This is a genomic window from Streptomyces xylophagus (genome assembly GCF_000716435.1).
GTDB lineage: Bacteria > Actinomycetota > Actinomycetes > Streptomycetales > Streptomycetaceae > Streptomyces > Streptomyces xylophagus.
Genome location: NZ_JNWO01000007.1, coordinates 803,642 through 828,261, shown reverse-complemented (window position 1 = coordinate 828,261; position 24,620 = coordinate 803,642). Strand labels below are relative to the sequence as shown.

The 24,620-nt window shown below is 69.4% G+C and carries 23 protein-coding genes; 16 read left to right on the top strand and 7 right to left on the bottom strand.

Annotated features, from left to right (window positions below; genetic code table 11):
- Positions 1 to 10: 10 nt before the first annotated feature.
- Positions 11 to 772, bottom strand: coding sequence for a cache domain-containing protein (locus tag OO70_RS18665; RefSeq protein ID WP_043671828.1), 762 nt, complete (start codon positions 770 to 772; stop codon positions 11 to 13).
- A 39-nt stretch (positions 773 to 811) separates the two neighbouring features.
- Entirely contained in the window at positions 812 to 1,555 is a 744-nt protein-coding gene (locus tag OO70_RS18660; protein WP_043671825.1) for a FadR/GntR family transcriptional regulator, read from the bottom strand.
- A gap of 113 nt (positions 1,556 to 1,668) precedes the next feature.
- Here OO70_RS18660 and OO70_RS18655 point away from each other — a divergent pair, with 113 nt between their 5' ends.
- The 4 genes from OO70_RS18655 to OO70_RS18640 all read left to right on the top strand — a co-directional run bounded on the left by OO70_RS18655 (position 1,669) and on the right by OO70_RS18640 (position 5,710).
- A complete protein-coding gene (locus OO70_RS18655; protein WP_043671822.1) occupies positions 1,669 to 2,706 on the top strand; it encodes an ABC transporter ATP-binding protein in 1,038 nt (345 codons plus the stop codon).
- Between the two features lie 72 nt (positions 2,707 to 2,778).
- Entirely contained in the window at positions 2,779 to 3,972 is a 1,194-nt protein-coding gene (locus tag OO70_RS18650) for an ABC transporter substrate-binding protein (RefSeq protein ID WP_043671820.1), read from the top strand.
- Positions 3,973 to 3,975: 3 nt separating this feature from the next.
- Complete coding sequence (locus tag OO70_RS18645; RefSeq protein WP_043671817.1) at positions 3,976 to 4,839, top strand: ABC transporter permease; 864 nt, start codon at positions 3,976 to 3,978, stop codon at positions 4,837 to 4,839.
- Between the two features lie 55 nt (positions 4,840 to 4,894).
- Positions 4,895 to 5,710: an ABC transporter permease gene (locus OO70_RS18640; protein ID WP_043671814.1), complete on the top strand. Its 816-nt coding sequence runs from the start codon at positions 4,895 to 4,897 to the stop codon at positions 5,708 to 5,710.
- 52 nt (positions 5,711 to 5,762) lie between these two features.
- Here the strand turns inward: OO70_RS18640 and OO70_RS18635 are convergent, their stop codons facing one another.
- Entirely contained in the window at positions 5,763 to 7,175 is a 1,413-nt protein-coding gene (locus OO70_RS18635; RefSeq protein ID WP_051741411.1) for an aminopeptidase P family protein, read from the bottom strand.
- 92 nt (positions 7,176 to 7,267) lie between these two features.
- Between OO70_RS18635 and OO70_RS18630 the strand changes: the two genes are divergently transcribed.
- From OO70_RS18630 to OO70_RS18575, 12 genes are all read left to right on the top strand, one after another.
- Positions 7,268 to 8,431, top strand: coding sequence for an NAD(P)/FAD-dependent oxidoreductase (locus OO70_RS18630; RefSeq protein WP_043671808.1), 1,164 nt, complete (start codon positions 7,268 to 7,270; stop codon positions 8,429 to 8,431).
- The gene (locus OO70_RS18625; RefSeq protein WP_043671804.1) at positions 8,428 to 8,730 is read left to right on the top strand and encodes a (2Fe-2S)-binding protein; all 303 of its coding nucleotides are present in this window, start codon (positions 8,428 to 8,430) and stop codon (positions 8,728 to 8,730) included. Before OO70_RS18630 ends, OO70_RS18625 begins: the two co-directional genes overlap by 4 nt.
- Entirely contained in the window at positions 8,723 to 10,168 is a 1,446-nt protein-coding gene (locus OO70_RS18620; protein ID WP_043671802.1) for an FAD-dependent oxidoreductase, read from the top strand. The genes OO70_RS18625 and OO70_RS18620 overlap by 8 nt, the downstream gene beginning before the upstream one ends.
- 31 nt (positions 10,169 to 10,199) lie before the next feature.
- A complete protein-coding gene (locus OO70_RS18615) occupies positions 10,200 to 11,096 on the top strand; it encodes a dihydrodipicolinate synthase family protein (RefSeq protein WP_043671799.1) in 897 nt (298 codons plus the stop codon).
- Between the two features lie 35 nt (positions 11,097 to 11,131).
- The gene (locus OO70_RS18610) at positions 11,132 to 12,133 is read left to right on the top strand and encodes a proline racemase family protein (protein ID WP_043671795.1); all 1,002 of its coding nucleotides are present in this window, start codon (positions 11,132 to 11,134) and stop codon (positions 12,131 to 12,133) included.
- An 85-nt stretch (positions 12,134 to 12,218) separates the two neighbouring features.
- Complete coding sequence (locus OO70_RS18605) at positions 12,219 to 12,914, top strand: GntR family transcriptional regulator (RefSeq protein ID WP_043671792.1); 696 nt, start codon at positions 12,219 to 12,221, stop codon at positions 12,912 to 12,914.
- Positions 12,915 to 12,995: 81 nt separating this feature from the next.
- Positions 12,996 to 13,994 carry a LacI family DNA-binding transcriptional regulator gene (locus tag OO70_RS18600; RefSeq protein WP_199827336.1) on the top strand — a complete coding sequence of 333 codons (999 nt, stop codon included), beginning with the start codon at positions 12,996 to 12,998 and terminating at the stop codon, positions 13,992 to 13,994.
- A gap of 110 nt (positions 13,995 to 14,104) precedes the next feature.
- The gene (locus tag OO70_RS18595; protein ID WP_043671786.1) at positions 14,105 to 15,451 is read left to right on the top strand and encodes an ABC transporter substrate-binding protein; all 1,347 of its coding nucleotides are present in this window, start codon (positions 14,105 to 14,107) and stop codon (positions 15,449 to 15,451) included.
- Between the two features lie 4 nt (positions 15,452 to 15,455).
- Positions 15,456 to 16,412 carry a carbohydrate ABC transporter permease gene (locus OO70_RS18590; RefSeq protein WP_043671783.1) on the top strand — a complete coding sequence of 319 codons (957 nt, stop codon included), beginning with the start codon at positions 15,456 to 15,458 and terminating at the stop codon, positions 16,410 to 16,412.
- Entirely contained in the window at positions 16,409 to 17,284 is an 876-nt protein-coding gene (locus OO70_RS18585) for a carbohydrate ABC transporter permease (protein ID WP_043671780.1), read from the top strand. Before OO70_RS18590 ends, OO70_RS18585 begins: the two co-directional genes overlap by 4 nt.
- 40 nt (positions 17,285 to 17,324) lie before the next feature.
- Positions 17,325 to 18,926 (top strand): glycoside hydrolase family 13 protein, encoded by a 1,602-nt coding sequence (locus tag OO70_RS18580; protein ID WP_043671777.1) that lies wholly within the window; start codon positions 17,325 to 17,327, stop codon positions 18,924 to 18,926.
- Positions 18,927 to 18,992: 66 nt separating this feature from the next.
- A complete protein-coding gene (locus tag OO70_RS18575; RefSeq protein WP_043671774.1) occupies positions 18,993 to 21,173 on the top strand; it encodes a discoidin domain-containing protein in 2,181 nt (726 codons plus the stop codon).
- Here OO70_RS18575 and OO70_RS18570 read toward each other — a convergent pair.
- Genes OO70_RS18570 through OO70_RS18555 form a run of 4 tightly spaced genes read right to left on the bottom strand, consistent with a single transcriptional unit; the run spans position 21,142 to position 24,504 of the window.
- The gene (locus OO70_RS18570) at positions 21,142 to 21,969 is read right to left on the bottom strand and encodes an ABC transporter ATP-binding protein (RefSeq protein WP_199827335.1); all 828 of its coding nucleotides are present in this window, start codon (positions 21,967 to 21,969) and stop codon (positions 21,142 to 21,144) included. The two genes, OO70_RS18575 and OO70_RS18570, sit on opposite strands and share 32 nt — an antisense overlap.
- Before the next feature lie 20 nt (positions 21,970 to 21,989).
- On the bottom strand, positions 21,990 to 22,769 hold the full coding sequence (locus OO70_RS18565) for an ABC transporter permease (RefSeq protein WP_043671771.1): 780 nt from the start codon (positions 22,767 to 22,769) through the stop codon (positions 21,990 to 21,992).
- Positions 22,766 to 23,539, bottom strand: a complete 774-nt coding sequence (locus OO70_RS18560) for an ABC transporter permease (RefSeq protein ID WP_043671769.1) — start codon at positions 23,537 to 23,539, stop codon at positions 22,766 to 22,768. The genes OO70_RS18565 and OO70_RS18560 overlap by 4 nt, the downstream gene beginning before the upstream one ends.
- Positions 23,536 to 24,504, bottom strand: a complete 969-nt coding sequence (locus OO70_RS18555; protein ID WP_043671766.1) for an ABC transporter substrate-binding protein — start codon at positions 24,502 to 24,504, stop codon at positions 23,536 to 23,538. The genes OO70_RS18560 and OO70_RS18555 overlap by 4 nt, the downstream gene beginning before the upstream one ends.
- Between the last annotated feature and the right edge of the window lie 116 nt (positions 24,505 to 24,620).

Sequence of the window (24,620 nt, the reverse complement as noted above, 5' to 3'; positions counted from 1 at the left end):
GCGAGTTCGGTCACCGCTCCGTGACGACCAGCACCAACGGCACCCCGTCGCACGGCACCAGCCGCGACCCCTGTGCGTACCCCGCCCGGCCCGCCGCGAGGGCCTCGGCGAAGTCCGGTCCCTTGCTCAGCGAACCGACCAGGTGCCGGGGGTCGGTGGACGCGGCGACCCGGCCGCGCGCGTTCACCAGCCGTGCCGGGCCCGGCAGTTGGTGCAGCATCGGCATCACGGCCGCCTCGAAGTGCCGTAGATACACGTCCGCCGCGGCCACCCCGGCGAACCGCCCCTCCACGTGGACCGGCGCGGACAGCGTCAGGCTGTACTCGTCCGAGCAGAGGTAGTCGACGTACGGCCCGGCGACCGCCCGCTCCCCGGTGTCGCGGGGCAGCGCGAACCAGTCCCAGTGCGTGTAGTCGGCGTACGCCGAGTGCTCGGGATCGAGGTCGAGCAGCAGCGGCCGGATGCCGCCGTCGGCCGTGGTCTGCCACCACTCCAGCCATGCCGGTACGTCGCTCAGCAGGCCCGGCGCGGCGACGAAGCCGACGCCGGACACCAACTCGTGCCGGGCGAGCCGGAGATGGAGCCCGGGGCGGAGTGCGGCGAGGTCCACGGTCGCCGGGCGGCGGCTCTGTGCGGCCACCTTGGCGAGCAGTGCCGTGGTGTCGGCGCGGGTGGCGGCCACGGCGTCGAACACGGACTCCAGGGCCGAGCGGACCCCGGCCGCGACGGACTGCTCGGGTGCCGTGGCCGGTGTTGCCGTCGCGAGGCTCATGCGTGCCCTCCAGCAGACGGGGAGCGGACGCGATGACGGCTACAGGGCCAGCCGCTCGGCGATGAGCCGCGCCGTCGATTCCTGCACGCACCGCTCGGCCAACTCCCTGGCCGAATCGTGGGCCCCATCTTGCACGGCCGAGATTACGGAGCGGTGACGGTCTGCGGCTTCTTCACGATATTCGTCACTCCCGAGCACGAGACACAGCAGCGCCCCGACCTCGGTCTGCAACGCGACCTGCTCCCGGGTGAGTCGGGCGGACTGCGCGGCGGCGGCCAGCTCGACATGGAACCGGCCGTACACCCGGCCGCGCGCCGCCGCGTCCTCGGCGTCCGTCAACTCATCGGCCGTACGGCGGAGTTGGACCAGATCCTCCGGCTCGGTGCGCTGTGCCGCGAGCCGGGCCGCGGTGCCGGACAGGGCCGCCCAGTGGTCGCCGAGGTCGCGCAGCTCCTCGGTGCTCCAGCCGCGCAGCCGGACCTTCAGCCGCTCCTCGCCCGGGACCTCGGGCAGCGACACGAAGCTGCCGCCGCCGCGTCCCCGGCGGGTGGTCACCAGCCCCTGCTGGCGCAGCGCCATCAGCGCCTCCCGCAGGGTCACCGTGGACACACCGAGCTGCCCGGCGAGCTCGCTCTCGCCCGGCAGCTGCTCACCGTCGGCGAGCAGTCCTAGCTCGATGGCGTCCCCGAGCCTGCTGACGACGGCGTCCACCCGCGCCCGGTTGTCGACCGGGGCGAAGACGGCTTTTCGGGCGCCGCCGTTCATGTGCTGCTGCTGGTTCACGGCCACCACCTTGCACGTTGACTCAAGCTTTACCCTAAGGGGGCCTTGAGATTTGAACTATGACTTCATATGTTTCCGTGCAACGTTACAGAGCACCAGAAAGGTTCCCGCCCATGGAGGGGATTGCGATCCGGCTGCGGGATCTGCGGAAATCGTTCGGGGAGACGACCGCCGTGGCCGGGGTCGACCTGGAGATCAGGGACGGCGAGTTCTTCTCGATGCTCGGCCCGTCCGGCTCCGGCAAGACGACCGTGCTCCGTATGATCGCCGGCTTCGAGAGCCCCACCGGGGGCACCATCGAACTCGCCGGCCAGGACGTCACCGGCCTCGCCCCCTTCGAACGGGACGTCCACACCGTTTTCCAGGACTACGCCCTCTTCCCGCACATGACGGTCGAGCAGAACGTCGCCTACGGCCTCAAGGTCCGCAAGGTTCCCAAGTCCGAACGGCTCGTGCGCGCCCGAACGGCCCTCGCGGAAGTACGACTTGAGGGTTACGGCACCCGCCGCCCCGCGCAGCTCTCCGGCGGCCAGCGGCAGCGCGTCGCCCTCGCCCGCGCCCTTGTCGGCCGCCCCAGCGTGCTGCTGCTCGACGAACCGCTCGGCGCCCTCGACCTGAAGCTGCGCGAACAGATGCAGGTCGAACTCAAGGCGCTCCAGCGGGAGGTGGGCATCACCTTCGTCTTCGTCACCCACGACCAGGAGGAGGCCCTGACGATGAGCGACCGCATCGCCGTCTTCAACCAGGGCCGCATCGAACAGATCGGCACCCCCGCCGAGGTCTACGAACGCCCCGCGACCCCCTTCGTCGCGTCCTTCGTCGGCACCTCCAACCTGCTGGCGGGCGAGTCCGCCCAGCGGATCGTCGGCACCGCGGGCACCTACAGCATCCGGCCCGAGAAGATCCGCGTCCTCAAGGACTCCGCCGGGACCGACGAACCGGACCACGAGAGTGCCGCCGGCACCGTCGCCGAGGTCGTCTACCTCGGGGACTCGACCCGCTTCCTCGTCGACCTCGACGCCGGCGGCCAGCTCACCGCACTCCAGCAGAATCTGGAGACCTCCGCCGAGGACGTCGCCGCCTACCGCGGCAGCCGGGTGCTACTGCAATGGCACCGGCGCCACACGGTGCACGTCCCCGACCCCCGCTGACCCGCTCGCTCCTTCGCCCGTCCCTTCGCCGACCCGCTCCCTCGCCCATCTCCTTCACCCATGGAGAACGCCGTGCGTCTCACCCGAACCCTCCAGGTGACGGCCTGTGCCGCCGTCCTGCTCGCCGCCACCGCCTGCGGCTCCTCCGACAGCAGTTCGTCGGGCGGCGGTCTCAACCCCCCTGATCTCAAAGCCCAGTCGAAGCTCGGCAAGTCCGAGGGCGAGGTCAACCTGATCGCCTGGGCCGGCTATGTCGAGGACGGCTCCAACGACCCCAAGGTGAACTGGGTCAGCGACTTCGAGAAGCAGACGGGCTGCCAGGTCAACTCCAAGGTCGCGGCCAGCTCCGACGAGATGGTCAAGCTGATGAAGACCGGCGAGTACGACGCCGTCTCCGCCTCCGGCGACGCCTCCCTGCGCCTCATAGCCTCCGGCGACGCCGCCCCCGTCAACACAAGCCTGGTCCCCAACTACAAGGACATTTTCCCCGACTTGAAGCTCCAGGCCTGGAACTCCGTCAAGGGCAAGGCCTACGGCATCCCGCACGGCCGCGGCGCCAACCTGCTGATGTACAACACCCAGAAGGTCACGCCCGCCCCGACCTCCTGGGCCGCGGTCTTCGACGACGCCTCGAAGTACAAGGGTCATGTCACCGCGTACGACTCGCCGATCTACATCGCCGACGCGGCTCTCTATCTCAAGGCCACCAAGCCCGAGTTGAAGATCAAGGACCCCTACGCGCTCGACCAGACACAGTTCGACGCCGCCGTCGCCCTGCTGAAGAAGCAGAACGCGGACATCGGCGAGTACTGGAGCGACTACCTCAAGGAGATCTCCGCCTTCAAGAGCGGCGACTCCGTGGTCGGCACCACCTGGCAGGTCATCGCCAACCTCACCGCCGACGAGGGCGCCAAGATCAAGGCCTTCGTGCCCAAGGAGGGTTCGACCGGCTGGTCCGACACCTGGATGATCTCCGCCAAGGCCAAGCACCCCAACTGCGCCTACAAGTGGCTCAATTGGATCGTCTCGCCGAAGGTCAACGCCCAGGTCGCCGAGTACTTCGGCGAGGCCCCCGCCAACGCCAAGGCCTGCGAGGAGACCAGCGACAAGAACTTCTGCACCACCTACCACGCCGCCGACACCGCGTACTGGAAGAACATCGCCTTCTGGAACACGCCCATCGCGCAGTGCCTCGACGGCCGCACGGACGTCAAGTGCGTGCCGTACGCCAAGTGGGTACAGGCCTGGACCGAGATCAAGGGCTGACACATGTCCTTGCTGAACCGGACCGCGGGGGCGCTGTATCGGCGCCCCCGGCTGCGGCTCTCTCTGTTGCTCACCGCACCGCTGCTGTGGCTGGCCGTGCTCTATCTCGGCTCGCTCAGCGTGCTGTTCGTCTCCGCGTTCTGGACGACCAACTCCTTCACCTCCGAGGTGGTGAAGGTCTGGTCGACCGACAACTTCCACGAGCTGTTCACGGTGCCCGTGTACCGGCAGGTCATCCTGCGCAGCATCGGCGTCGCGCTCTCCGTCACGGTCCTGTGCGCGGTGATCGCGTTCCCGCTCGCCTTCTACACGGCCCGCGTCGCCAAGCCCAGCCGGCGCCCGCTGCTCGTGGTCGCCATCCTCACCCCGCTGTGGGCCAGTTACCTGGTCAAGGTCTATGCGTGGCGGCTCATCCTGTCCCAAGGCGGCCTGGCCGACTGGATGTTGAAGCCGTTCGGCCTCAGCGGACCCGGCTTCGGACTACCCGCCGCCGTCCTCACGCTCACGTACCTCTGGCTGCCGTACATGGTCCTGCCGATCCACACCGCGCTGGAGCAGCTGCCCGCCAACCTCCTTGACGCGTCGGCCGACTTGGGCGCGCGGGCCGGGCGGACCTTCCGGTCGGTCGTGCTGCCGATGGTGCTGCCGTCCGTCGCCGCCGGGTCGATCTTCACCTTCTCGCTCAGCCTCGGCGACTACATCACCGTGCAGATCGTCGGTGGCAAGACCCAGCTGATCGGCAACCTCGTCTACTCCAACATCGAACTCAACCTGCCCATGGCCGCCGCCCTTGGAACGGTCCCCGTCGTCGTCATCGTGGTGTACCTGCTCGCGATGCGCCGCACGGGCGCGCTCAGCAGCCTGTAGCAGACCTCGAAACCTTCAGAACATTCTCGACAGCCTCCGAAGGAGGTGACATGTCATGCAGCTCTCCCGTTCCGCGCGTATCGCGCTGCGCGTGGCCGCCGGGTTCGGCTTCGCGGTGATCTACGTCCCGCTCCTGCTCGTCCTCGTCAACTCCCTGAACCCGGACCGCAGCGCGAGCTGGCCGCCGTCCAGCCTGACCCTGCACTGGTGGTCGGTCGCCTGGCGGAACTCCGGTGCCCGCGCGGCACTGTGGGTCTCGGTGAAGGCCGGCCTCGGCGCCACCGCCATCGCCCTGGTGCTCGGCACCCTGATCGCCTTCGCGGTGGCCCGGTACCGCTTCTTCGGCCGCGACGCCATCTCGTTCGTGGTCGTCCTGCCGATCGCGCTGCCCGGTATCGTCACGGGCATCGCCCTCAACTCGGCGTTCAGTACGGTACTTGAGCCGCTCGGCGTGGGCCTCGGCCTGTTCACGGTGATCGTCGGGCACGCCACCTTCTGCATCGTCGTCGTCTTCAACAACGTCGTCGCCCGCCTCCGGCGCACCTCCGGGTCGTACGAGGAAGCCGCGATGGACCTGGGCGCCGACACCTTCCGTGCCTTCGTCGACGTCACGTTCCCGCTGGTGCGGTCGGCGCTTCTCGCGGGCGGACTGCTCGCGTTCGCGCTGTCCTTCGACGAGATCGTGGTGACCACGTTCACCGCCGGGCCCGGCATCGAGACCCTCCCGATCTGGATCTTCAACAACATGACCCGGCCCCAACAGGCGCCCGTGGTCAACGTGGTGGCCGCGGTACTCGTCCTGCTCTCCGTGCTCCCGATCTACGTCGCGCAGCGACTGTCCGCGGACACGGCCACGGCGAGCCGCGTCTGACGATTGGTCACCCCGGCACGCGGGGTGACCAGTTGGATGGCTCGACCCGCGCTCAGCCCGCGAACTCCCGCATCCACGCCTCGACTTCGTCGGCCGAGCGCGGCAGCCCCGCCGACAGATTCTCGTAACCGTCAGCGGTCACCAGCAGATCGTCCTCGATCCGGACGCCGATGCCCCGCCATTCCTCCGGCACCGTCAGATCGTCGGGCTGGAAGTACAGGCCCGGCTCGACGGTGAGCACCATGCCGGGTTCGAGGACCCCGTCCACGTACTCCTCGTTCCGTGCCTGCGCACAGTCATGGACGTCGAGCCCGAGCATGTGCCCGGTGCCCGCCATGGTGAACCGCCGTTGCAGCGCCAGCTCGTAGGCCCGCTCGGCCGGTCCTTCGATGAAGTCCCACTCCACCAGCCGCTCGGCCAGGGACCGTTGGGCCGCCTCGTGGAAGTCCCGGTAGTGCGCACCCGGCTTCACCGCCGCCATGCCGGCCTCCTGGGCCTCGAACACCGCGTCGTAGACCGTGCGTTGGACCGGGGTGAACGTGCCGCTGATCGGGAGGGTGCGGGTGACATCGGCGGTGTAGAGGCTGTGCGTCTCCACGCCCGCGTCCAGCAGGAGGAGTTCGCCGGGGCGGACCGGGCCGTCGTTGTCCGTCCAGTGCATGATCGTGGCGTGCTCGCCGGCCGCGCAGATCGAGCCGTAGCCGACATGGTTGCCCTCGACGCGGGCCCGGCGGAAGAAGGTGCCCTCGATCCAGCGCTCCGAGGTGGCGACCGCCTGCGACAACTCCCGTACGACATCGGTGAATCCGCGCACCGTGGAGTCGACGGCCCGGCGCATCTCGCCGATCTCCCACTCGTCCTTGACGAGCCGCAGCGCGGACACGGCCGACTCCAGCTCGTCGTCCCGGTCCTCGTCGGTGTCGAGCGCCGCGTCCAGGGCCGGATCGACACCCCGGATGATGCGGGTCTGCGTCCCGGAGGCCTTCGCCAGGTCATCGGCGATCGTGCGGATGTCGCGGCAGGGGAGGCCGAGTACCAGCGCCGACTCGGCGAGCGAGCGGCGGCGGCCCATCCACAGTTCGGCGGTGTAGCCGGTCCAGAACTCGTCGCTGTCCCTGCTGTCGCGGGGGAGTTGGTAGCAGTGCGCGTCGTGGCCGCCGTCGGGTCGGGGCTCCAGGACCAGGGCGCCGTCGCGTGCCTGGTCGCCGGTGAGATGCACATAGCCGGAGTACGGGCGGAACGGGTGGTGGCTGTCGTTCGAGCGGATCAGGAGGTTCCCGGCCGGCACGACCAGGCGCTCGCCCGGGAAGAGCGCGGACAGCGCGGCCCGGCGGCGGGCCGTGTGCGGCGCCTGCTCGGTCGGCCGGAGGTCCGTGCGCTCGGTGTCGGCCCAGCCGGTCCGCATCAGGGCGGACAACTCGTCGGAGATTCCTCGGTACAGACCGTTCTTTCGACCCTTGACCACGTCGGGCACCTCTTCCGTGTGTGGTGACACGCGCGTGATGACATGCACGTGGGGACATACCCAGCTAGAGAGACATGTGACATAGTACTGCCGTGAGCAAGCGACTGACCTGCGATGTCGTGGTCGTCGGAGCCGGAGTGGTGGGCGCGGCCTGCGCCTTCTATGCGGCCCGGGCGGGCCTCGACGTCGTCGTCGTGGACCGCGGCCCGGTGTCCGGCGGCACCACCGGAGCCGGCGAGGGCAACCTGCTCGTCTCCGACAAGGAGCCCGGCCCCGAACTCGACCTCGCCCTACTCTCCGGCCGTCTCTGGGCGCAACTCGCCGAGGAGATCGGCGAGTTCGTCGAGTACGAGGCGAAGGGCGGCCTCGTCGTCGCCTCCACCCCCGGCGGACTCACCGCGCTGGGGCGCTTCGCCGAGGACCAGCGTGCCGCCGGAGTCGTCGCCGAACCGGTCGACGGCGACAGCCTGTACGACCTCGAACCCCACCTCGCCCCCGGCCTCCCGGGCGGCGTGTACTACCCCCAGGACTGCCAGGTGATGCCCGCCCTGGCCGCCGCCCACCTCCTCCGGGTCTCGGGCGCCCGCCTCCTCACCGGCCGTACGGTGACGGACGTACTCCTCAAGAGGGACGGCACGGTCGACGGTGTCCGCACGAGCCTCGGCGACATCCTCGCCCCGACCGTGATCAACGCCGCCGGCACTTGGGGCGGCGAACTCGCCGCTCTCGCCGGAGTCGCCCTCCCCGTCCTCCCGCGCCGCGGCTTCGTCCTCGTCACCGAACCCCTCCCGCGCCTGGTCCGCCACAAGGTGTACGCCGCCGACTACGTGGCCGACGTGGCCAGCGACTCGGCCGCCCTGCAGACCTCACCCGTCGTGGAAGGCACGGCGGCCGGACCCGTCCTCATCGGTGCGAGCCGCGAACGCGTCGGCTTCGACCGGACGTTCTCCCTGCCCGTCGTACGGGCGCTGGCGGCGGGCGCGACCAAGCTGTTCCCGTTCCTGTCCGACGTCCGCGCGATGCGCTCCTACCTCGGCTTCCGCCCGTACCTGCCCGACCACCTCCCCGCCATCGGCCCCGACCCCCGCGTCCCCGGCCTCGTCCACGCCTGCGGACACGAGGGCGCGGGCATCGGACTCGCCACCGGCACCGGGCACTTGATCGCCCAACTCCTGGGCGGCAAGACCCCGGACCTCGACCCGGCACCCTTCCGCCCCGACCGCTTCCCCGACTTCCCCGACGAGGAGGGCGCGTGAGAACCCCGCTCGACCTCGCCGAGGCCCACCCGGACCCGGCCTTCACAGTCACCCTCGACGGCCGCGAGATCGAGGCACTGCCCGGCCAGACCGTCGCGGCCGCACTGTGGTCGGCGGGCGTGACCTCCTGGCGCACCACCCGGGGCGAGGGCCGCCCACGAGGCGTCTTCTGCGGGATCGGCGTCTGCTACGACTGCCTCGTCACCGTCAACGACCGCCCGAACCAACGGGCCTGTCTTGTGCCATTGCACCCGGGAGACGCCATCCGTACGCAGGAGGGGACGGGCCACGATGACTGACCGACCGCACCTGGCCGTGATCGGCGCGGGCCCGGCGGGACTCGCCGCCACCGTCACCGCCGCGGCCCACGGCGTCCGCGTCACGCTGCTCGACTCGGCGGTTCAGGCGGGCGGTCAGTTCTACCGACAGCCCGCCGCCGAACTGCACGCCGGACGCCCCCAGGCCCTGCACCACCAGTGGCGGACGTGGGAACGGCTCCGTGACGCCCTCGCGCGACACGTGGCGGCAGGCCGCGCCACATACTTGACGGACCATCATGTCTGGTTCGTGGAGCGCCGGTTGAACCAGCAGCCCGGTACGGCCGACCGCGGCGGCCCACGCGGCGCCTTCACCGTGCACGCCCTCCTCGGCCCCGAACAGGAGGCGCCCGTCGAGGTGACCGCCGACGCCGTGCTCCTCGCCACCGGCGGCTACGAGAAGGTCCTCCCGTTCCCCGGCTGGACCCTCCCCGGAGTCCTCACCGCGGGCGGCGCCCAGGCCATGCTCAAGGGCACCCTCGCGGTCTCCGGACGCACCGCAGTGGTCGCCGGCACCGGCCCACTCCTCCTCCCCGTGGCGACCGGCCTCGCGGCCGCAGGTGTCGAAGTGGCCGCACTCGTCGAGTCCGCCGACCCCAGGGCATTCCTACGCCGGACCCGCGCGCTCGCGGCACAGCCGGGCAAGGTCGCCGAGGGTGCCCAGTACGCGGCCCAACTCCTGCGCCACCGCGTCAAGTTGCTCACCCGGCACACCGTCGTCGAGGCGCACGGCGACGAGCGGCTGGAGGCGGTGACCGTCGCCGCGCTCGACACCGACGGACGGGTACGGCCCGGCACCGAACGGCGCATCGCCTGCGACACTCTCGCCGTCGGCCACGGCATGCTTCCGCACACCGACCTCGCCGAGACCCTCGGCTGCCGACTCGACGGGCTCCATGTTCAGGTGGACGATGAACAGCGCACCGACGTGCCCGGTATCTGGGCGGCCGGCGAGACCACCGGCATCGGCGGCGCGGCCCTCTCCCTCGCCGAGGGGCACATCGCGGGACGTTCCGCCGCCGCACGCCTGACCGGCGCCGAACCCGACCCGCGCACCTGGGCGACGGCCGCCAAGTCCCGTACGGGACTGCGGGAGTTCTTCGCCGCGCTCGACACCGTGTACGCGCCGCCCGCCCGGTGGACCGACCTCGTCACCGACGACACCGTCGTCTGCCGCTGCGAGGAGGTCACCGGAGGCGCGATCCGCGAGGCCGTGGCCAGGCTCGGCGCCGGTGACGTACGGACCGTGAAGCTGTTGACGCGGGCCGCGATGGGCTGGTGCCAGGGACGGATGTGCGGGCCCGCGGTCGCGGGGCTGGCCGGGTGCGAACTCACCCCGTCCCGGCGGCCGTTCGCACGACCCGTACCGCTCGGCGTGCTGGCGCACGCCGGTGAGGCCGAGGACGACGAGCATCAATGAAATGTCACACCCCATTGAGATGAGGCACTCCATGACCACCACTTCGAACCGCCCCTGGCGCGGCGTCCTCGTCGCCACCGCGCTTGCGCTGACCGACGAACTCGCCGTGGATTACGACAAGTTCGCCGAGCACTGCGCCTGGCTGGTCGACAACGGCTGTGACGGCGTCGTACCGAACGGCTCGCTCGGCGAGTACCAGGTGCTCACCCCCGAGGAACGGTCCAAAGTCGTCGAGACAGCCGTCGCCGCGATCGGCGGCGCGCGCGTGATGCCCGGTGTCGCCGCCTACGGCTCCGCCGAGTCCCGCCGCTGGGCCGAGCAGGCCCGCGACGCCGGCTGCGCCTCCGTGATGCTGCTGCCGCCCAACGCGTACCGCGCCGACGAGCGTTCGGTGCTCGCGCACTACGCGGAGGTCGCGAAGGCGGGCGTGCCGATCGTGGCGTACAACAACCCCATCGACACCAAGGTCGACCTGGTGCCGGAACTGCTCGCCAAGCTGCACGGCGAGGGATATATCCACGCCGTGAAGGAGTTCTCCGGCGATGTCCGCCGTGCCTATCAGCTCGCTGAACTCGCCCCGGAACTGGACCTGTTGATCGGCGCCGACGACGTCCTTCTGGAGCTGGCGCTCGCGGGTGCGAAGGGGTGGGTGGCCGGTTACCCGAACGCGCTGCCCGCCGCGTCCGTAGAGCTGTATCACGCGGCCGTCGACGGGGACCTGGCGACCGCGAAGAAGCTGTACGAGCAGCTGCACCCGCTGTTGCGCTGGGACTCGAAGGTCGAGTTCGTGCAGGCCATCAAGCTGTCCATGGACATCGTCGGCCGGCACGGCGGCCCGGTTCGCCCGCCGCGCGTCCCGCTGCTGCCCGAGCAGGAGGCCGTCGTGCGCGCTGCCACCGAGAAGGCGGTCGCGGCCGGACTCGCGTAAGTACCCTCGCACCGGGATCGATTCACAGGAGCGTCATGCGCAGCAAACTCGTCCTGCACGCCGTCGACTCGCACACCGAGGGCATGCCCACCCGCGTGATCACCGGCGGCATCGGCGCCATCCCCGGCGCGACCATGAACGAGCGGCGGCTGTACTTCCGCGAACACCGCGACCACATCCGGCAGTTCCTGATGAACGAGCCGCGCGGCCACTCCGCGATGAGCGGGGCGATCCTCCAGCCGTCCACGCGCCCCGACTGCGACTGGGGCGTCGTCTACATCGAGGTCTCCGGCTATCTGCCGATGTGCGGGCACGGCACGATCGGCGTGGCCACCGTGCTCGTCGAGACGGGCATGGTCGAGGTCGTCGAGCCGGTCACCACGATCCGGCTCGACACCCCGGCCGGACTCGTCGTCGCCGAGGTCGCGGTCGAGAACGGCGCCGCGAAGAACGTCACCCTGAAGAACGTCCCGTCCTTCTCCGTCGGCCTGGACCGCAAAGCCAACCTCGCCGACGGGCGGACGGTGACATACGACATGGCGTACGGCGGCAACTTCTACGCCATCCTGCCGCTGGACCAGTTCGAGCTGCCCTTCGACCGCGCGCGCAAGGACGACATCATCAAGGCGGGCCTGTCCCTCATGGAGGCGATCAATGAGCGGGACGAGCCCGTCCACCCCGAGGACCCCTCCATCCGCGGCTGCCACCACGTCCACCTGTACGCGCCCGGCGCCACCGCCCGCCACTCACGGCACGCGATGGCGATCCACCCCGGCTGGTTCGACCGCTCGCCCTGCGGCACGGGCACCAGCGCCCGGATGGCACAACTCCACGCGCGCGGCGAACTCCCGTTGCACACCGAGTTCGTGAACGAGTCCTTCATCGGCACCGAGTTCACCGGACGGCTCCTCGGCACCACCGAGGTCGCCGGTATCCCCGCCGTCCTGCCCAGCTTCACCGGCCGCGCCTGGATCACCGGCACCGCCCAGTACCTGCTCGACCCCACCGATCCGTTCCCGGGCGGATTCGTCCTCTAGCCGGGGGATAATGGCCGGTCACGCGTGACATTGCACAGAGTGTGACCCCTGCACAGAGTGTGACATTGCACCACTAGGAGATTCGATGGTCGCCCAGCGCACCAGCGCCCCGCCCACCACTGCCCCGGATCTGCCCACGCTGGGCGGGAAGAAGAGCAGTTACCGCGAGCGGGTCGTCGATGCCCTGCGGGCCGCGATGATCGCGGGGGAGCTGCGGCCGGGCGAGGTGTACTCCGCGCCGACGCTCGCCGCCCGCTTCGGCGTCTCGGCGACCCCGGTGCGCGAGGCCATGCTGGACCTGGCCAAGGAGGGACTGGTCGACACCGTCCCGAACAAGGGATTCCGGGTCACCGCCGTCTCGGAGAAGCAGCTCGACGAGTACACCCACATCCGCGCCCTGATCGAGATCCCCACCGTGGTGGGGCTGGCCGAGACCGCTGACCCCGTCTCGCTGGAGGCGCTGCGTCCGGCCGCCCGGGAGATCGTCGGCGCCGCCGTGGCCGGCGACCTCATCGCGTATGTCGAGGCCGACACCCGCTTCCATCTCGGACTGCTCGCCCTGGCCGGCAACGCCCACCTCGTCGAGGTCGTCGGCGACCTGCGGGGGAGGTCCCGTCTCTACGGGCTCACCGCCCTCGTCCAGGAGGGGCGCCTGCTGGCCTCCGCCCAGGAGCATCTCGACCTTCTCGACGCCCTGTTGGACCGTGACAAGCGGGCCGTGCGTGAGATCATGACCCGGCACCTGGGGCACGTCCGCGGTCTGTGGGCCGCCCACGACTGACCCGCACCGGGAGCCGGGCCCGCCCCACTCGGCTGACGCATAACGCAAACCACTTGCGCATCTTGCGCTATTCTTGCGCACATGACGCGACGACTTGCTGAGGTGGCGAAGAAGGTCGGGGTCAGCGAGGCCACGGTCAGCCGGGTGCTCAACGGCAAACCAGGAGTCTCCGAGCCCACCCGGCAGGCGGTGCTCTCTGCCCTGGACGTCCTCGGCTACGAGCGGCCCACCCAACTGCGCGGCGAACGCGCGCGGCTCGTGGGTCTGGTGCTGCCCGAGCTGCAGAACCCCATCTTCCCCGCCTTCGCCGAGGTGATCGGCGGCGCGCTCGCCCAACTCGGCCTCACCCCGGTGCTCTGCACCCAGACCAAGGGCGGGGTCTCGGAGGCCGACTATGTGACGTTGCTGCTGCAACAGCAGGTCTCCGGAGTCGTGTTCGCCGGCGGTCTGTACGCGCAGGCGGACGCGCCGCACGACCACTACCGGCTGCTCGCCGAGCGCAACATCCCCGTCGTCCTGGTCAACGCGGCCATCGACCACCTCGGTTTCCCCGCCGTCTCCTGCGACGACGCGGTCGCCGTCGAGCAGGCCTGGCGACACCTCGCCTCCCTCGGCCACGAGCGCATCGGGCTCGTCCTCGGCCCCGCCGACCACATGCCGTCGGCAAGGAAGCTGGCCGCCGCCCAGGCCCTTTCCGGGGACCTGCCCGACGAGTTCGTCGCGCGCGCCATCTTCTCCATCGAGGGCGGCCACGCCGCCGCCTCCCGGCTGATCGACCGGGGCGTCACCGGCATCATCTGCGCCAGCGACCCCCTCGCCCTGGGCGCCATAAGGGCCGCCCGCCGCAAGGGACTTGACGTCCCGTCACAAATTTCTGTCGTCGGTTACGACGACTCCGCCTTCATGAACTGCACCGAACCCCCGCTGACCACCGTCCGTCAGCCCATCGAAGCCATGGGCCGGGCGGCCGTCGAGCTGCTCAACGCACAGGTCGGCGGCTCCGCCGTACCGCCCGAGGAACTGCTCTTCGAACCCGAACTGGTAGTCAGGGGTTCCACCGCGCAAGCCCCGCGCGACTGAGAGACATCGCGCTGTCGAATAATTACAGATTCTGCGCGACATCTTGCGGACAGGTGTCGGCGGTGCTTGAGTGTGCGGCGCCCACCGCTCCTGCCCAGAGGGGTCCACCGATGAGAAGCACCGGGTTCCGCCGCACCTTCGCCGCGATCGGCGTCTGTTCTCTCGCGCTCACTGCCTCCGCCTGCGGGTCCGGCGACGACTCGGCGAGCGGCAAGACGCGCATCACGGTCAACTGCGAGCCGCCCAAGAGCGCCAAGGTCGACCGCAAGTTCTTCGACTCCGACGTCGCGTCCTTCGAGAAGAAGAACCCGGACATCGACGTCGTCACCCATGACGCGTTCCCCTGCCAGGATCCGAAGACCTTCGACGCCAAACTCGCCGGCGGCCAGATGGAGGACGTGTTCTACACGTACTTCACCGACGCCAAGCACGTCGTGAACATCAACCAGGCGGCCGATCTCACGCCGTACATCAAGGAGTTGAAGAGTTACGACACGCTGCAGAAGCAGCTGCGTGACATCTACACCGTCGACGGCAAGATCTACGGCATCCCGCGCACCGGCTACTCGATGGGCCTGATCTACAACCGCAAGCTCTTCCAGCAGGCCGGCCTCGACCCCGACAAGGCGCCGACGACCTGGGCCGAGGTCCGTGCCGACGCCAAGAAGATAGCCGCGCTCGGCAACGGCACCGTCGGCTACGCCGACTACAGCGCCCAGAACCAAGGGGGTTGGCACTTCACCGCCGAGATGTACTCGCAGGGCGGCGACGTCGTCAGCGCCGACGGCAAGAAGGCCACCGTCGACACGCCCCAGGGCCACGCCGTGCTGCAGAACCTGCACGACATGCGCTGGACCGACAACTCCATGGGCAGCAAGCAGCTCCTCGTCATCAACGACGTGCAGCAGCTGATGGGTTCGGGCAAGCTCGGCATGTACCTCTCCGCCCCGGACAACATCCCGATCCTGGTCAAGGAGAAGGGCGGCAACTACGACGACCTCGCCCTCGGCCCGATGCCCGGCGGCCAGGGCACGCTCATCGGCGGCGACGGCTACATGTTCAACAAGCACGACACGCCCGCCCAGATCCGCGCCGGACTCAAGTGGCTCGACAGCATGTTCCTCACCCCGGGCAGCGGCTTCCTCGGCGACTACGCCCGCGCCAAGGCGGCCAACGCACCCGTCGGACTGCCCGAGCCGCGGCTGTTCACCGGTGCCGCCGACGCCAAGGACCAGCAGGTCAAGAAGGCCAACTCCAATGTCCCGGTGGCGAATTACCAGGCCTTCCTCGACGGCAACCAGTCGCTCCAGATGAAGATCGAGCCGCCGGACGCGCAGCAGATCTACTCCGTCCTCGACGGAGCCGTCTCCGCGGTCCTCACGAAGAAGGACGCGAACATCGACCAACTCCTCAAGGACGCCTCCGGAAAGATCGACGGCATCCTGGCCCGGGGCTGACCCGATGACCCGGACGGCCACCCGGAGTCCCGTCGAGCCGACGACGGTACGACAGGTCGAGGCGCCGCCCCCGGTAGGGGGCCGGGGGCGGCGCCGCCTCCTCGACCAGGCCCGTGCCTACGCGTTCCTCATCGGCGGCCTCATCTGCTTCGCCCTGTTCTCCTGGTACCCGGCGATCCGCGCGGTCGTGATCTCCTTCCAGAAGTACACGCCCGGTTCCTCGCCCGAGTGGGTCGGCACCGACAACTTCACCCAGGTCTGGCACGACCCCGAGTTCACCGCCGCCTGGCGCAACACCCTCGTCTTCACCCTGCTGGCCCTCCTCATCGGCTTCGCGATCCCGTTCGTACTCGCCCTGGTCCTCAACGAGTTGAGGCACTGGAAAGCCTTCTTCAGGGTCGTCGTCTACCTCCCGGTGATGATCCCGCCGGTGGTCACCGCCCTCCTGTGGAAGTGGTTCTACGACCCGGGAGCCGGCCTCGCCAACGAGACGCTCCGCTTCCTGCACCTGCCCACCTCGAACTGGTCCAACGGCACCGACACCGCCCTCATCTCCCTGGTGATCGTGGCCACTTGGGCCAACCTGGGCGGCACCGTCCTCATCTACCTGGCCGCGCTCCAGTCCATCCCGGGCGAGCTGTACGAGGCCGCCGAACTGGACGGCGCGAGCCTGCTGCAACGCGTCCGGTACGTGACGATCCCTCAGACACGCTTCGTCATCCTGATGCTGATGCTCCTTCAGATCATCGCCACGATGCAGGTGTTCACCGAACCGTTCGTCATCACAGGCGGCGGACCGGAGAGCGCCACCGTCACCGTCCTCTACCTGATCTACAAATACGCCTTCCTCTACAACGACTTCGGCGGCGCCTGCGCGCTCAGCGTGATGCTCCTCGTGCTGCTCGGCGCCTTCTCCGCCGTCTACCTGCGGCTGACCCGCTCCGGAGAGGACGACCTGTGACCACCCGCACGCTGCTCTCCCCGGCGGCCCTCGCCCGGCCGCGCGGAAAGGCCGTCTACTGGACGGTGTTCACCGGCGTCGTCGTGCTCTTCGCGCTCGCCTTCCTCTTCCCCGTCTACTGGATGGTCACCGGCGCGATGAAGTCGCCGGACGAGATCGCGCAGACCCCGCCCACGATCATCCCCAAGCACTGGCACCTCAGCGGCTACACCGACGCCTGGGACCTGATGCAGCTCCCGGAGCACCTGTGGAACACGGTCGTCCAGGCCGCCGGCGCCTGGGCGTTCCAGCTGGTCCTCTGCACGGCTGCCGCCTACGCCCTGTCCAAACTGAAGCCCGCCTTCGGCAAGTTGATCCTCGGCGGCATCCTGGCGACGCTGATGGTCCCGGCGCAGGCCCTGGTTGTACCGAAGTACCTGACCGTCGCCGACCTCCCGCTGATCCACACCAGCCTGCTGAACGACCCCCTCGGCATCTGGCTCCCCGCCGTCGCCAACGCCTTCAACCTGTATCTCCTCAAGCGGTTCTTCGACCAACTCCCGCGCGACGTCATGGAGGCCGCCGAGATCGACGGCGCCGGAAAACTCCGCATCCTGTGGTCCATCGTGCTGCCCATGTCCCGGCCGGTCCTCGGCGTCGTGTCGATCTTCGCGCTCGTCGCCGTGTGGCAGGACTTCCTGTGGCCGCTGATGGTCTTCTCCGACACCGACAAACAGCCCATCAGCGTGGCACTCGTCCAGCTGTCGCAGAACATCCAACTGACCGTGCTCATCGCCGCGATGGTGATCGCGAGCATCCCCATGGTCGCGATGTTCCTGGTCTTCCAGCGCCACATCATCGCCGGGATCAGCGCGGGCAGCACGAAGGGCTGACACCGCCCCCTTCGACGCCCCCGACAGAAAGGCCAGCACCGTGGGACAGCCCACCCCTGCCCAGAGCCACGACGACTGGTGGCGCTCCGCCGTCATCTACCAGGTCTACGTCCGCAGCTTCGCGGACGGCGACGGCGACGGCACCGGCGACCTCGCGGGCGTCCGCTCCCGACTGCCGTATCTCGCCGAACTCGGCGTGGACGCCCTGTGGTTCAACCCCTGGTATCTGTCACCGCTGAAGGACGGCGGCTACGACGTCGCCGACTACCGTGCCATCGACCCGGCCTTCGGTTCGCTCGCCGAGGCCGAGAAACTCATCGCCGAGGCACGGGAGTTGGGCATCCGCACGATCGTCGACATTGTGCCGAACCACGTCTCCGACCAGCACCCGTGGTTCCGCGCCGCCCTCGCCGGCGGCCCCGAACGCGACCTGTTCCACTTCCGCCCGGGACGCGGCGCACACGGTGAACTTCCGCCCAACGACTGGCCGTCGCAGTTCGCCGGCTCCACCGAACCCGTGTGGACCCGCCTCCCCGACGGCGACTGGTACCTCCACCTGTTCACCCCCGAGCAGCCCGACCTCAACTGGGCGCACCCGGCGGTGCGTCAGGAGCACGAGGACATCCTGCGCTTCTGGTTTGAGCGCGGCGTCGCGGGCGTCCGCATCGACTCGGCCGCACTGCTCGCCAAGGACCCCGCCCTGCCCGACTTCGTCGAGGGCCGCGACCCGAACCCCTTCGTCGACCGCGACGAACTCCACGACATCTACCGCTCCTGGCGGGCCGTCGCCGACGAGTACGGCGCCGTGTTCGTCGGCGAGGTCTGGCTCCCCGACACCGAACGCTTCGCCCGCTATCTGCGCCCCGACGAACTGCACACCGCCTTCAACTTCTCCTTCCTGTCCTGCCCCTGGGACCCGAACCGGCTGCGCGCCTCGATCGACGAGACCCTCGCCGAGCACGCCCCGATCGGCGCCCCCGCCACCTGGGTGCTGTGCAACCACGACGTGACCCGCACGGTCACCCGCTACGGCCGCACCGACACCGGCTTCGACTTCGCCACCAAGGCCTTCGGCACCCCGACCGACCTCGCCCTTGGCACCCGGCGTGCCAGGGCGGCGGCGCTGCTGTCGCTGGCCCTGCCCGGGGTCGTCTACCTCTACCAGGGGGAGGAGCTGGGACTGCCCGAGGTCGAGCTTCCGGTCGACCGCATACAGGATCCGATGTACCTCCGGTCGGGCGGCACCGACCCCGGCCGCGACGGCTGCCGGGTGCCGCTGCCATGGGTGGCCGACGCGCCGTATGCGGGCTTCGGTTCAAGCGGTGAGCCGTGGCTGCCGCAGCCGGCCGGCTGGACATCGTATGCGGTCGACCGCCAGCAGCAGACCGTCGACTCCATGCTCAACCTCTACCGCGAGGCGATCAGCCTCCGGCCGGCCTTCGGTGACGGCCCCCTCACCTGGCTGCCCGCCCCCGACGGCGTCCTCGCCTTCATTCGCCCGGAGGGTGCGATCTGCGTGGTCAACCTCGCCGACACGCCCGCCGACCTCCCCGCGCACACCCGCCTCCTGCTGACCAGCGGCCCGCTGGACGACCAGGGCCGCCTCCCGCGGGACACGGCCGCCTGGTTGCACACCGCATAGCCGCCGGCCATCGGCCGTCACCCTGCATTCGCTATCCCCGTACCCCCACCCCGAAGGGATCAGCACATGCACAGCACCATGCTCAGATCTGTCAGGCGCATGCCAACAATCGGTACGGCTGTCGCGCTCGCGGCAGGCATGCTCGTCGCCCTGACCCCGGCCGCCGCCCACGCGGCCTCGGGCGCCTCCCTCCCCTTCACCTCCGTCGAGGCCGAGGCGGCCACCTCCACCGGCACCAGGATCGGCCCCGACTACACCCAGGGGACCCTCGCCTCCGAGGCCTCCGGACGGCAGGCCGTGCGGCTCACCTCCGGGCAGCGGGTCGAGTTCACCGTGCCGCGCGCGGCCAACGCCGTGAACGTGTCCTACAGCGTCCCGGACGGCCAGAGCGGCAGCCTCGACGTCTACGTCAACGGCACCAAGATCAGCCGGACGCTCGCCGTCACGTCCAAGTACTCGTACGTCGACACCGGTTGGATCGCGGGTGCCAAGACGCACCACTTCTTCGACAACGCGCGCCTCCTGCTCGGCCAGAACGTCCAGCAGGGCGACAAGGTCGCGTTCGTGTCGACGGGCACCCAAGTCACCGTGGACGTGGCCGACTTCGAGCAGGTCGCCGGGGCCGCCGCGCAGCCCGCCGGTTCGGTGTCCGTGGTCTCCAAGGGCGCCGACCCAAGCGGCGCGGGCGATTCCACCCAGGCCTTCCGCGACGCCATCTCCGCCGCCCAAGGGGGAGTGGTGTGGATACCGCCGGGCGACTACCGGCTCACCTCCTCCCTCAGCGGCGTGCAGAACGTGACGCTCCAGGGCGCCGGTCAGTGGTACTCGGTCGTGCACACCTCGCGCTTCATCGACCAGTCCGGCTCCTCCGGCGGCGTCCACATCAAGGACTTCGCGGTCATCGGCGAGGTCACCGAGCGCGTCGACTCCAACCCCGACAACTTCGTCAACGGGACGCTCGGGCCCGGGAGTTCGGTCTCCGGGATGTGGATCCAGCACCTCAAGTGCGGCTTCTGGCTGACCGGCAACAACGACAACCTCGTCGTCGAGAACAACCGCGTCCTCGACACCACCGCCGACGGCCTCAACCTCAACGGCACCGCCCACGGCGTGATCGTCCGCAACAACTTCCTCCGCAACCAGGGCGACGACTCCCTCGCCATGTGGTCGCTCAACTCCCCGGACACCAACAGCAGTTTTGAGAACAACACCATCTCGCAGCCGAACCTCGCCAACGGCATCGCGATCTACGGCGGCACCAACATCACGGTCCGGAACAACCTGATCTCCGACACCAACGCCCTCGGCAGCGGCATCGCGATCTCCAACCAGAAGTTCCTCGACCCCTTCTACCCCCTCTCCGGCACCATCACGGTCGACGGCAACACCCTCGTCCGCACCGGCGCGATCAACCCCAACTGGAACCACCCCATGGGCGCGCTGCGCGTCGACTCCTACGACAGCGCGGTCAACGCCACCGTCAACATCACCAACACGACCATCACCAACAGCCCTTACAGCGCCTTCGAGTTCGTGTCCGGGGGCGGGCACGGCTACTCGACCGGCAACGTCACCGTGAGCGGCGCGACCGTGCAGAACACCGGGACGGTCGTCGTCCAGGCCGAGGCGCAGGGCGCGGCCAAGTTCAGCAACGTGCAGGCCGCCGGCGTCGGCGCGGCCGGTATCTACAACTGCCCCTATCCGTCCGGCTCCGGCACCTTCAACCTCGCCGACGGCGGCGGCAACTCCGGCTGGAGCAGCACCTGGTCGGACTGCTCGACCTGGCCGCAGCCCGGCCAGGGCAACCCGCCCCCGGACCAGAACACCAACCTCGCCAAGGGCCGCCCGGCCACCGCGACCGGCTCGCAGGACGTCTACACGCCGGGCAAGGCGGTCGACGGCGACGCGAACACCTACTGGGAGTCCGCCAACAACGCCTTCCCGCAGGCCTGGACGGTCGACCTCGGCTCCAACCAGGCAGTGCGCAGGCTGGTGTTGAAGCTGCCGCCGGCGTCCGCGTGGAGCGCGCGCACGGAGACCGTCACCGTGCTGGGCAGCACCGAAGGATCGACCTACTCGACCGTCGTCGGTGCCACCGGCTACCGCTTCGACCCGGCGACCGGCAACACGGTCACCGTGACCCTGCCCAGCAGCACCAACCTGCGCTATCTGCGGCTCAACGTCACCGCCAACACGGGTTGGCCGGCAGCGCAGTTCAGTGAAGTGGAGGCGTATCTGTCTTCGTGAGCCGGTCCTGGACCGGGAGAGTCCCGCGCTTCGCCGCCTGGATCTGCTCGTAGACGTGGGTCCGCAGTTCGGCGAAGCGCGGGGCGACCCGGGTGTGCAACTGGTCGCGCTCCACGGGCAGATCGACCTTCAGCTGCTCCTGCACGACGGTCGGGGACGCGGACAGGACGACCACCCGCTCGCCCAAGTAGACGGCCTCGTCGATGTCGTGGGTGACGAAGAGGATCGTGATGCCGCGCTCCCGCCACAACCCCCGTACCAGGTCCTCCAGATCGGCGCGAGTCTGCGCGTCGACCGCCGCGAACGGCTCGTCCATCAGCAGGACTTCGGGCTCGTACGCCAGCGCGCGGGCGATAGCGACCCGCTGCTGCATACCGCCGGACAGTTGCCACGGATACGCCCCCGCGGCATCCGTCAGCCCCACCGACTCCAGCGCGTCCGCGACCAGCTCACGCCTGCGTGCCTTGCTCAAGTCCTTCTGTTTCAACGGCAGTTCGACGTTCTCGCCGACCCGCATCCAGGGGAAGAGGCTGCGTCCGTACTCCTGGAACACGAACGCCATCCCGGGCGGCGGGCCGCTCACCTTCCTGCCGCCCAGGAGGACTTCGCCCGCGGTCGGGGTGAGCAGTCCGCCCATGCACTTCAGCAGGGTCGTCTTGCCGCAGCCCGACGGGCCGACGAGACAGACGAGTTCGCCGGCGTCGACGGTGAAGGTGAGGTCCCGCACCGCCTCCACCCGTCGGCCGGAACCCTCGTAGACCTTTTTGAGGCCGGATACGTCGAGTAGCGCGTGCATGGACCGCCCTTTCACGATGTTCACGGGGACCGGCGGCCGGCCGCGCGCAGGCCGTGGTACCAGCCGAGCACCCGCCGTTCGACCACCTGGAAGACGACGGAGAGCAGGAACCCCAGCATCCCGAGGACGAGGATGCCGGTCCACATGTCGGGCACCGCGAAACTGCGCTGGAATTGGACAACGGTGTAGCCGAGTCCGTCGGTGCCCGCGAACATCTCGCTGATGACCATGAGGATGATCCCGATGGACAGCGCCTGGCGCAGCCCGGTGAAGATCTGCGGGCTCGCCGAGCGCAGCACCAGGCTCCGCAGGCGGGCGGCGCCCGTGATGCCGTAGGAGAGGGCCGTCTCCTTCATGACCGGGTCGACCGCGCGGACGCCCTCGACCGTGTTGAGGAGGATCGGCCAGACGCAGCCGCTCGCGATGACCACGATCTTCATGGTGTCGCCGATGCCCGCGAACAGCATGATGACCGGGACGAGGACCGGCGGCGGTACCGCGCGCAGGAACTCCAGGACCGGTTCGCACACCGCGCGCACCCGTCGGTAGGAGCCGATTACCGTGCCGAGCGCGATCCCGGCGACGGCCGCCGCGGCGTAACCGGCCGTCAGCCGCAACACACTGGGCAGGACGTCCGTCCTGAAGCGGTCGGCGGTCCACACGTCCGGGAACGTCTTGAGGATGGTCCGCAGCGGTGGCCAGAACACATTGGTGCTGCCGTCCGACGCCAGCCACCAGACGGTGAGCAGCACCGCCGGGAGCGCGACCACGAACAGCAGCCGGAGCAGAGCGCGCCTCACACCGTCACCTCCCCGCGCACGGACTGGTGCCAGGCCAGCGCCCGCCGTTCCACCGTCCGCGCGCCCACGTTGATGATCAGCCCCAGCAGACCGGTCACCACGATCAGCGCGTACATCTCGGGCACGGCCTGAGAGCTCTGCGCCACCATGATGGTCGCGCCCAACCCCGGTGCCCCGATGACCAGTTCGGCGGTGATGGTGAGGATCAGCGCGACGGCCGCCGCCAGCCGCACGCCTGTCATGACGTACGGCAGCGCGCTCGGCCACAGCACGTGCCGCACCCGCGCCCAGGTGCCGAGACCGTACGACCGCGCCGTCTCCTCGGCGACCGGGTCGACGTCCTGGACGCCGTAGAGGACCTGGATCAGGATCTGCCAGAAGGAGGCGTAGACGACGAGCAATAGCACCGACTTCAGCTCGGTGCCGTACAACAGCACTGCGAGCGGGATGAGGGCGACCGACGGGATCGGGCGGAGGAACTCGATCGTCGAGGCGGTCGCCTCGCGGAGATACGGGACGACGCAGAGCAGGACGCCCGCGGCGATGCCCGCGCCGACGGCGATCGCGAGGCCGAGGGCCCAGCCGGTGAGGGTGTCGCCGAGCGCCGACCAGAACGCGCCGTCGTTTAGCTCGGTCCAAAACGCGGACGCGATGCGGCTGGTCGGCGGGAAGTAGGCCTCCTTGACGATGCCGACGCGCGGCACGACCTCGCCGAGGGCGAGGAAGGCCGCGAGTCCGGCCGCACCGAGTGCGGTGTTCAGTCCCTTCACGGGAGCAGCGTGTTCAGGTCGGGCGTCTTCTTGAAGAGGCCGTCGGTCTCGCTCAGCTTCTCCAGCGCCTCGATCGACGAACGGTTCGGATCTGCGGGCCACTTGGGCAGGATCACCTCGGCCAGCACGCTCGCCGGGACCTTGGTGTAGGTGGCGACGATCTGGCGGACCTCGTCCGGGTGCGCGTCGGCGTAGGCCAGGGACTCGGCGGTGGCCTCCTGGAACGCCTTGACGGTGTCCGGGTTCTTGGCGGCGTACGTCTGCGAGGTGAAGTACATGGCGACGGTGAGGTCCTTCGCCACGTCCACCAACGGCCACGCGATCTGCTGGGCGCCCTGGTTCAGCATGGTGGTGAGCGCGGGTTCGACGGCCATCGCGGCGTCGATCTGGCCCTTGTCGAGCGCGGCCGGCATCTGGTCGAAGGCCAGCTCGACGAACTTCACCTTGTCCGGGTCACCGCCGGCCTTGCGGACGGATTCGCGTACGGCCGTCTCGTTGATGTTCTTCAGCGTGTTGACCGCGACCTTCTTGCCCTCCAGCTCCTTCGCGGACTTGAGCGTGCTGCCCTTCTTGACGACGACCGCGCCAAAGTCCTTGCCCGACTCGCCCGTTGAGGCGACACCGTTGGCGATCGCCTTCACGGGCACGTCGTTGGACTGGGCGAGCATCAGCGAGGTCATGTTGGAGAAGCCGAACTGGAACTGGCCGCTGACCACACCCGGCACGATGGCCGCGCCGCCCTGCGCGAGCGTCATGGTCAGCTTCAGGCCGTGCTTGGTGTAGAAGCCCTGCTTCTGGCCGAGGTAGAGCGGGGCGACGTCGACGATGGGGATGACCCCCACCTTGACCGTCGTGGTGCCTCCTGACGACGTGCTCTTCGACGAACTCGATCCGTCGGACGAGCCACAGGCCGCGGTGGCGAGCAGAAATGTGCCGACCGTGAGACCGGCGAGCAGACGACGCATACGGCTCCTCCTGTGCAGACAACGGTGTTCCGACAGGCTGTGCGCACAGCGCACAGTGGTGCTCTTCTTGGTGCTCAGCGGGAACGTAGAACCCGGTGTCCGACCGGGTCAATGGT

Bases quoted from the DNA above. Each gene is read 5' to 3' on its own strand.
- OO70_RS18615 (WP_043671799.1), top strand. From the start codon at position 10,200: ATGACCACCACTTCGAACCGCCCCTGGCGCGGCGTCCTCGTCGCCACC.
- OO70_RS18605 (WP_043671792.1), top strand. From the start codon at position 12,219: ATGGTCGCCCAGCGCACCAGCGCCCCGCCCACCACTGCCCCGGATCTG.
- OO70_RS18645 (WP_043671817.1), top strand. From the start codon at position 3,976: ATGTCCTTGCTGAACCGGACCGCGGGGGCGCTGTATCGGCGCCCCCGG.
- OO70_RS18590 (WP_043671783.1), top strand. From the start codon at position 15,456: ATGACCCGGACGGCCACCCGGAGTCCCGTCGAGCCGACGACGGTACGA.
- OO70_RS18655 (WP_043671822.1), top strand. From the start codon at position 1,669: ATGGAGGGGATTGCGATCCGGCTGCGGGATCTGCGGAAATCGTTCGGG.
- OO70_RS18640 (WP_043671814.1), top strand. From the start codon at position 4,895: ATGCAGCTCTCCCGTTCCGCGCGTATCGCGCTGCGCGTGGCCGCCGGG.
- OO70_RS18600 (WP_199827336.1), top strand. From the start codon at position 12,996: ATGACGCGACGACTTGCTGAGGTGGCGAAGAAGGTCGGGGTCAGCGAG.
- OO70_RS18570 (WP_199827335.1), bottom strand. From the start codon at position 21,969: ATGCACGCGCTACTCGACGTATCCGGCCTCAAAAAGGTCTACGAGGGT.
- OO70_RS18595 (WP_043671786.1), top strand. From the start codon at position 14,105: ATGAGAAGCACCGGGTTCCGCCGCACCTTCGCCGCGATCGGCGTCTGT.
- OO70_RS18575 (WP_043671774.1), top strand. From the start codon at position 18,993: ATGCACAGCACCATGCTCAGATCTGTCAGGCGCATGCCAACAATCGGT.
- OO70_RS18620 (WP_043671802.1), top strand. From the start codon at position 8,723: ATGACTGACCGACCGCACCTGGCCGTGATCGGCGCGGGCCCGGCGGGA.
- OO70_RS18555 (WP_043671766.1), bottom strand. From the start codon at position 24,504: ATGCGTCGTCTGCTCGCCGGTCTCACGGTCGGCACATTTCTGCTCGCC.
- OO70_RS18610 (WP_043671795.1), top strand. From the start codon at position 11,132: ATGCGCAGCAAACTCGTCCTGCACGCCGTCGACTCGCACACCGAGGGC.
- OO70_RS18665 (WP_043671828.1), bottom strand. From the start codon at position 772: ATGAGCCTCGCGACGGCAACACCGGCCACGGCACCCGAGCAGTCCGTC.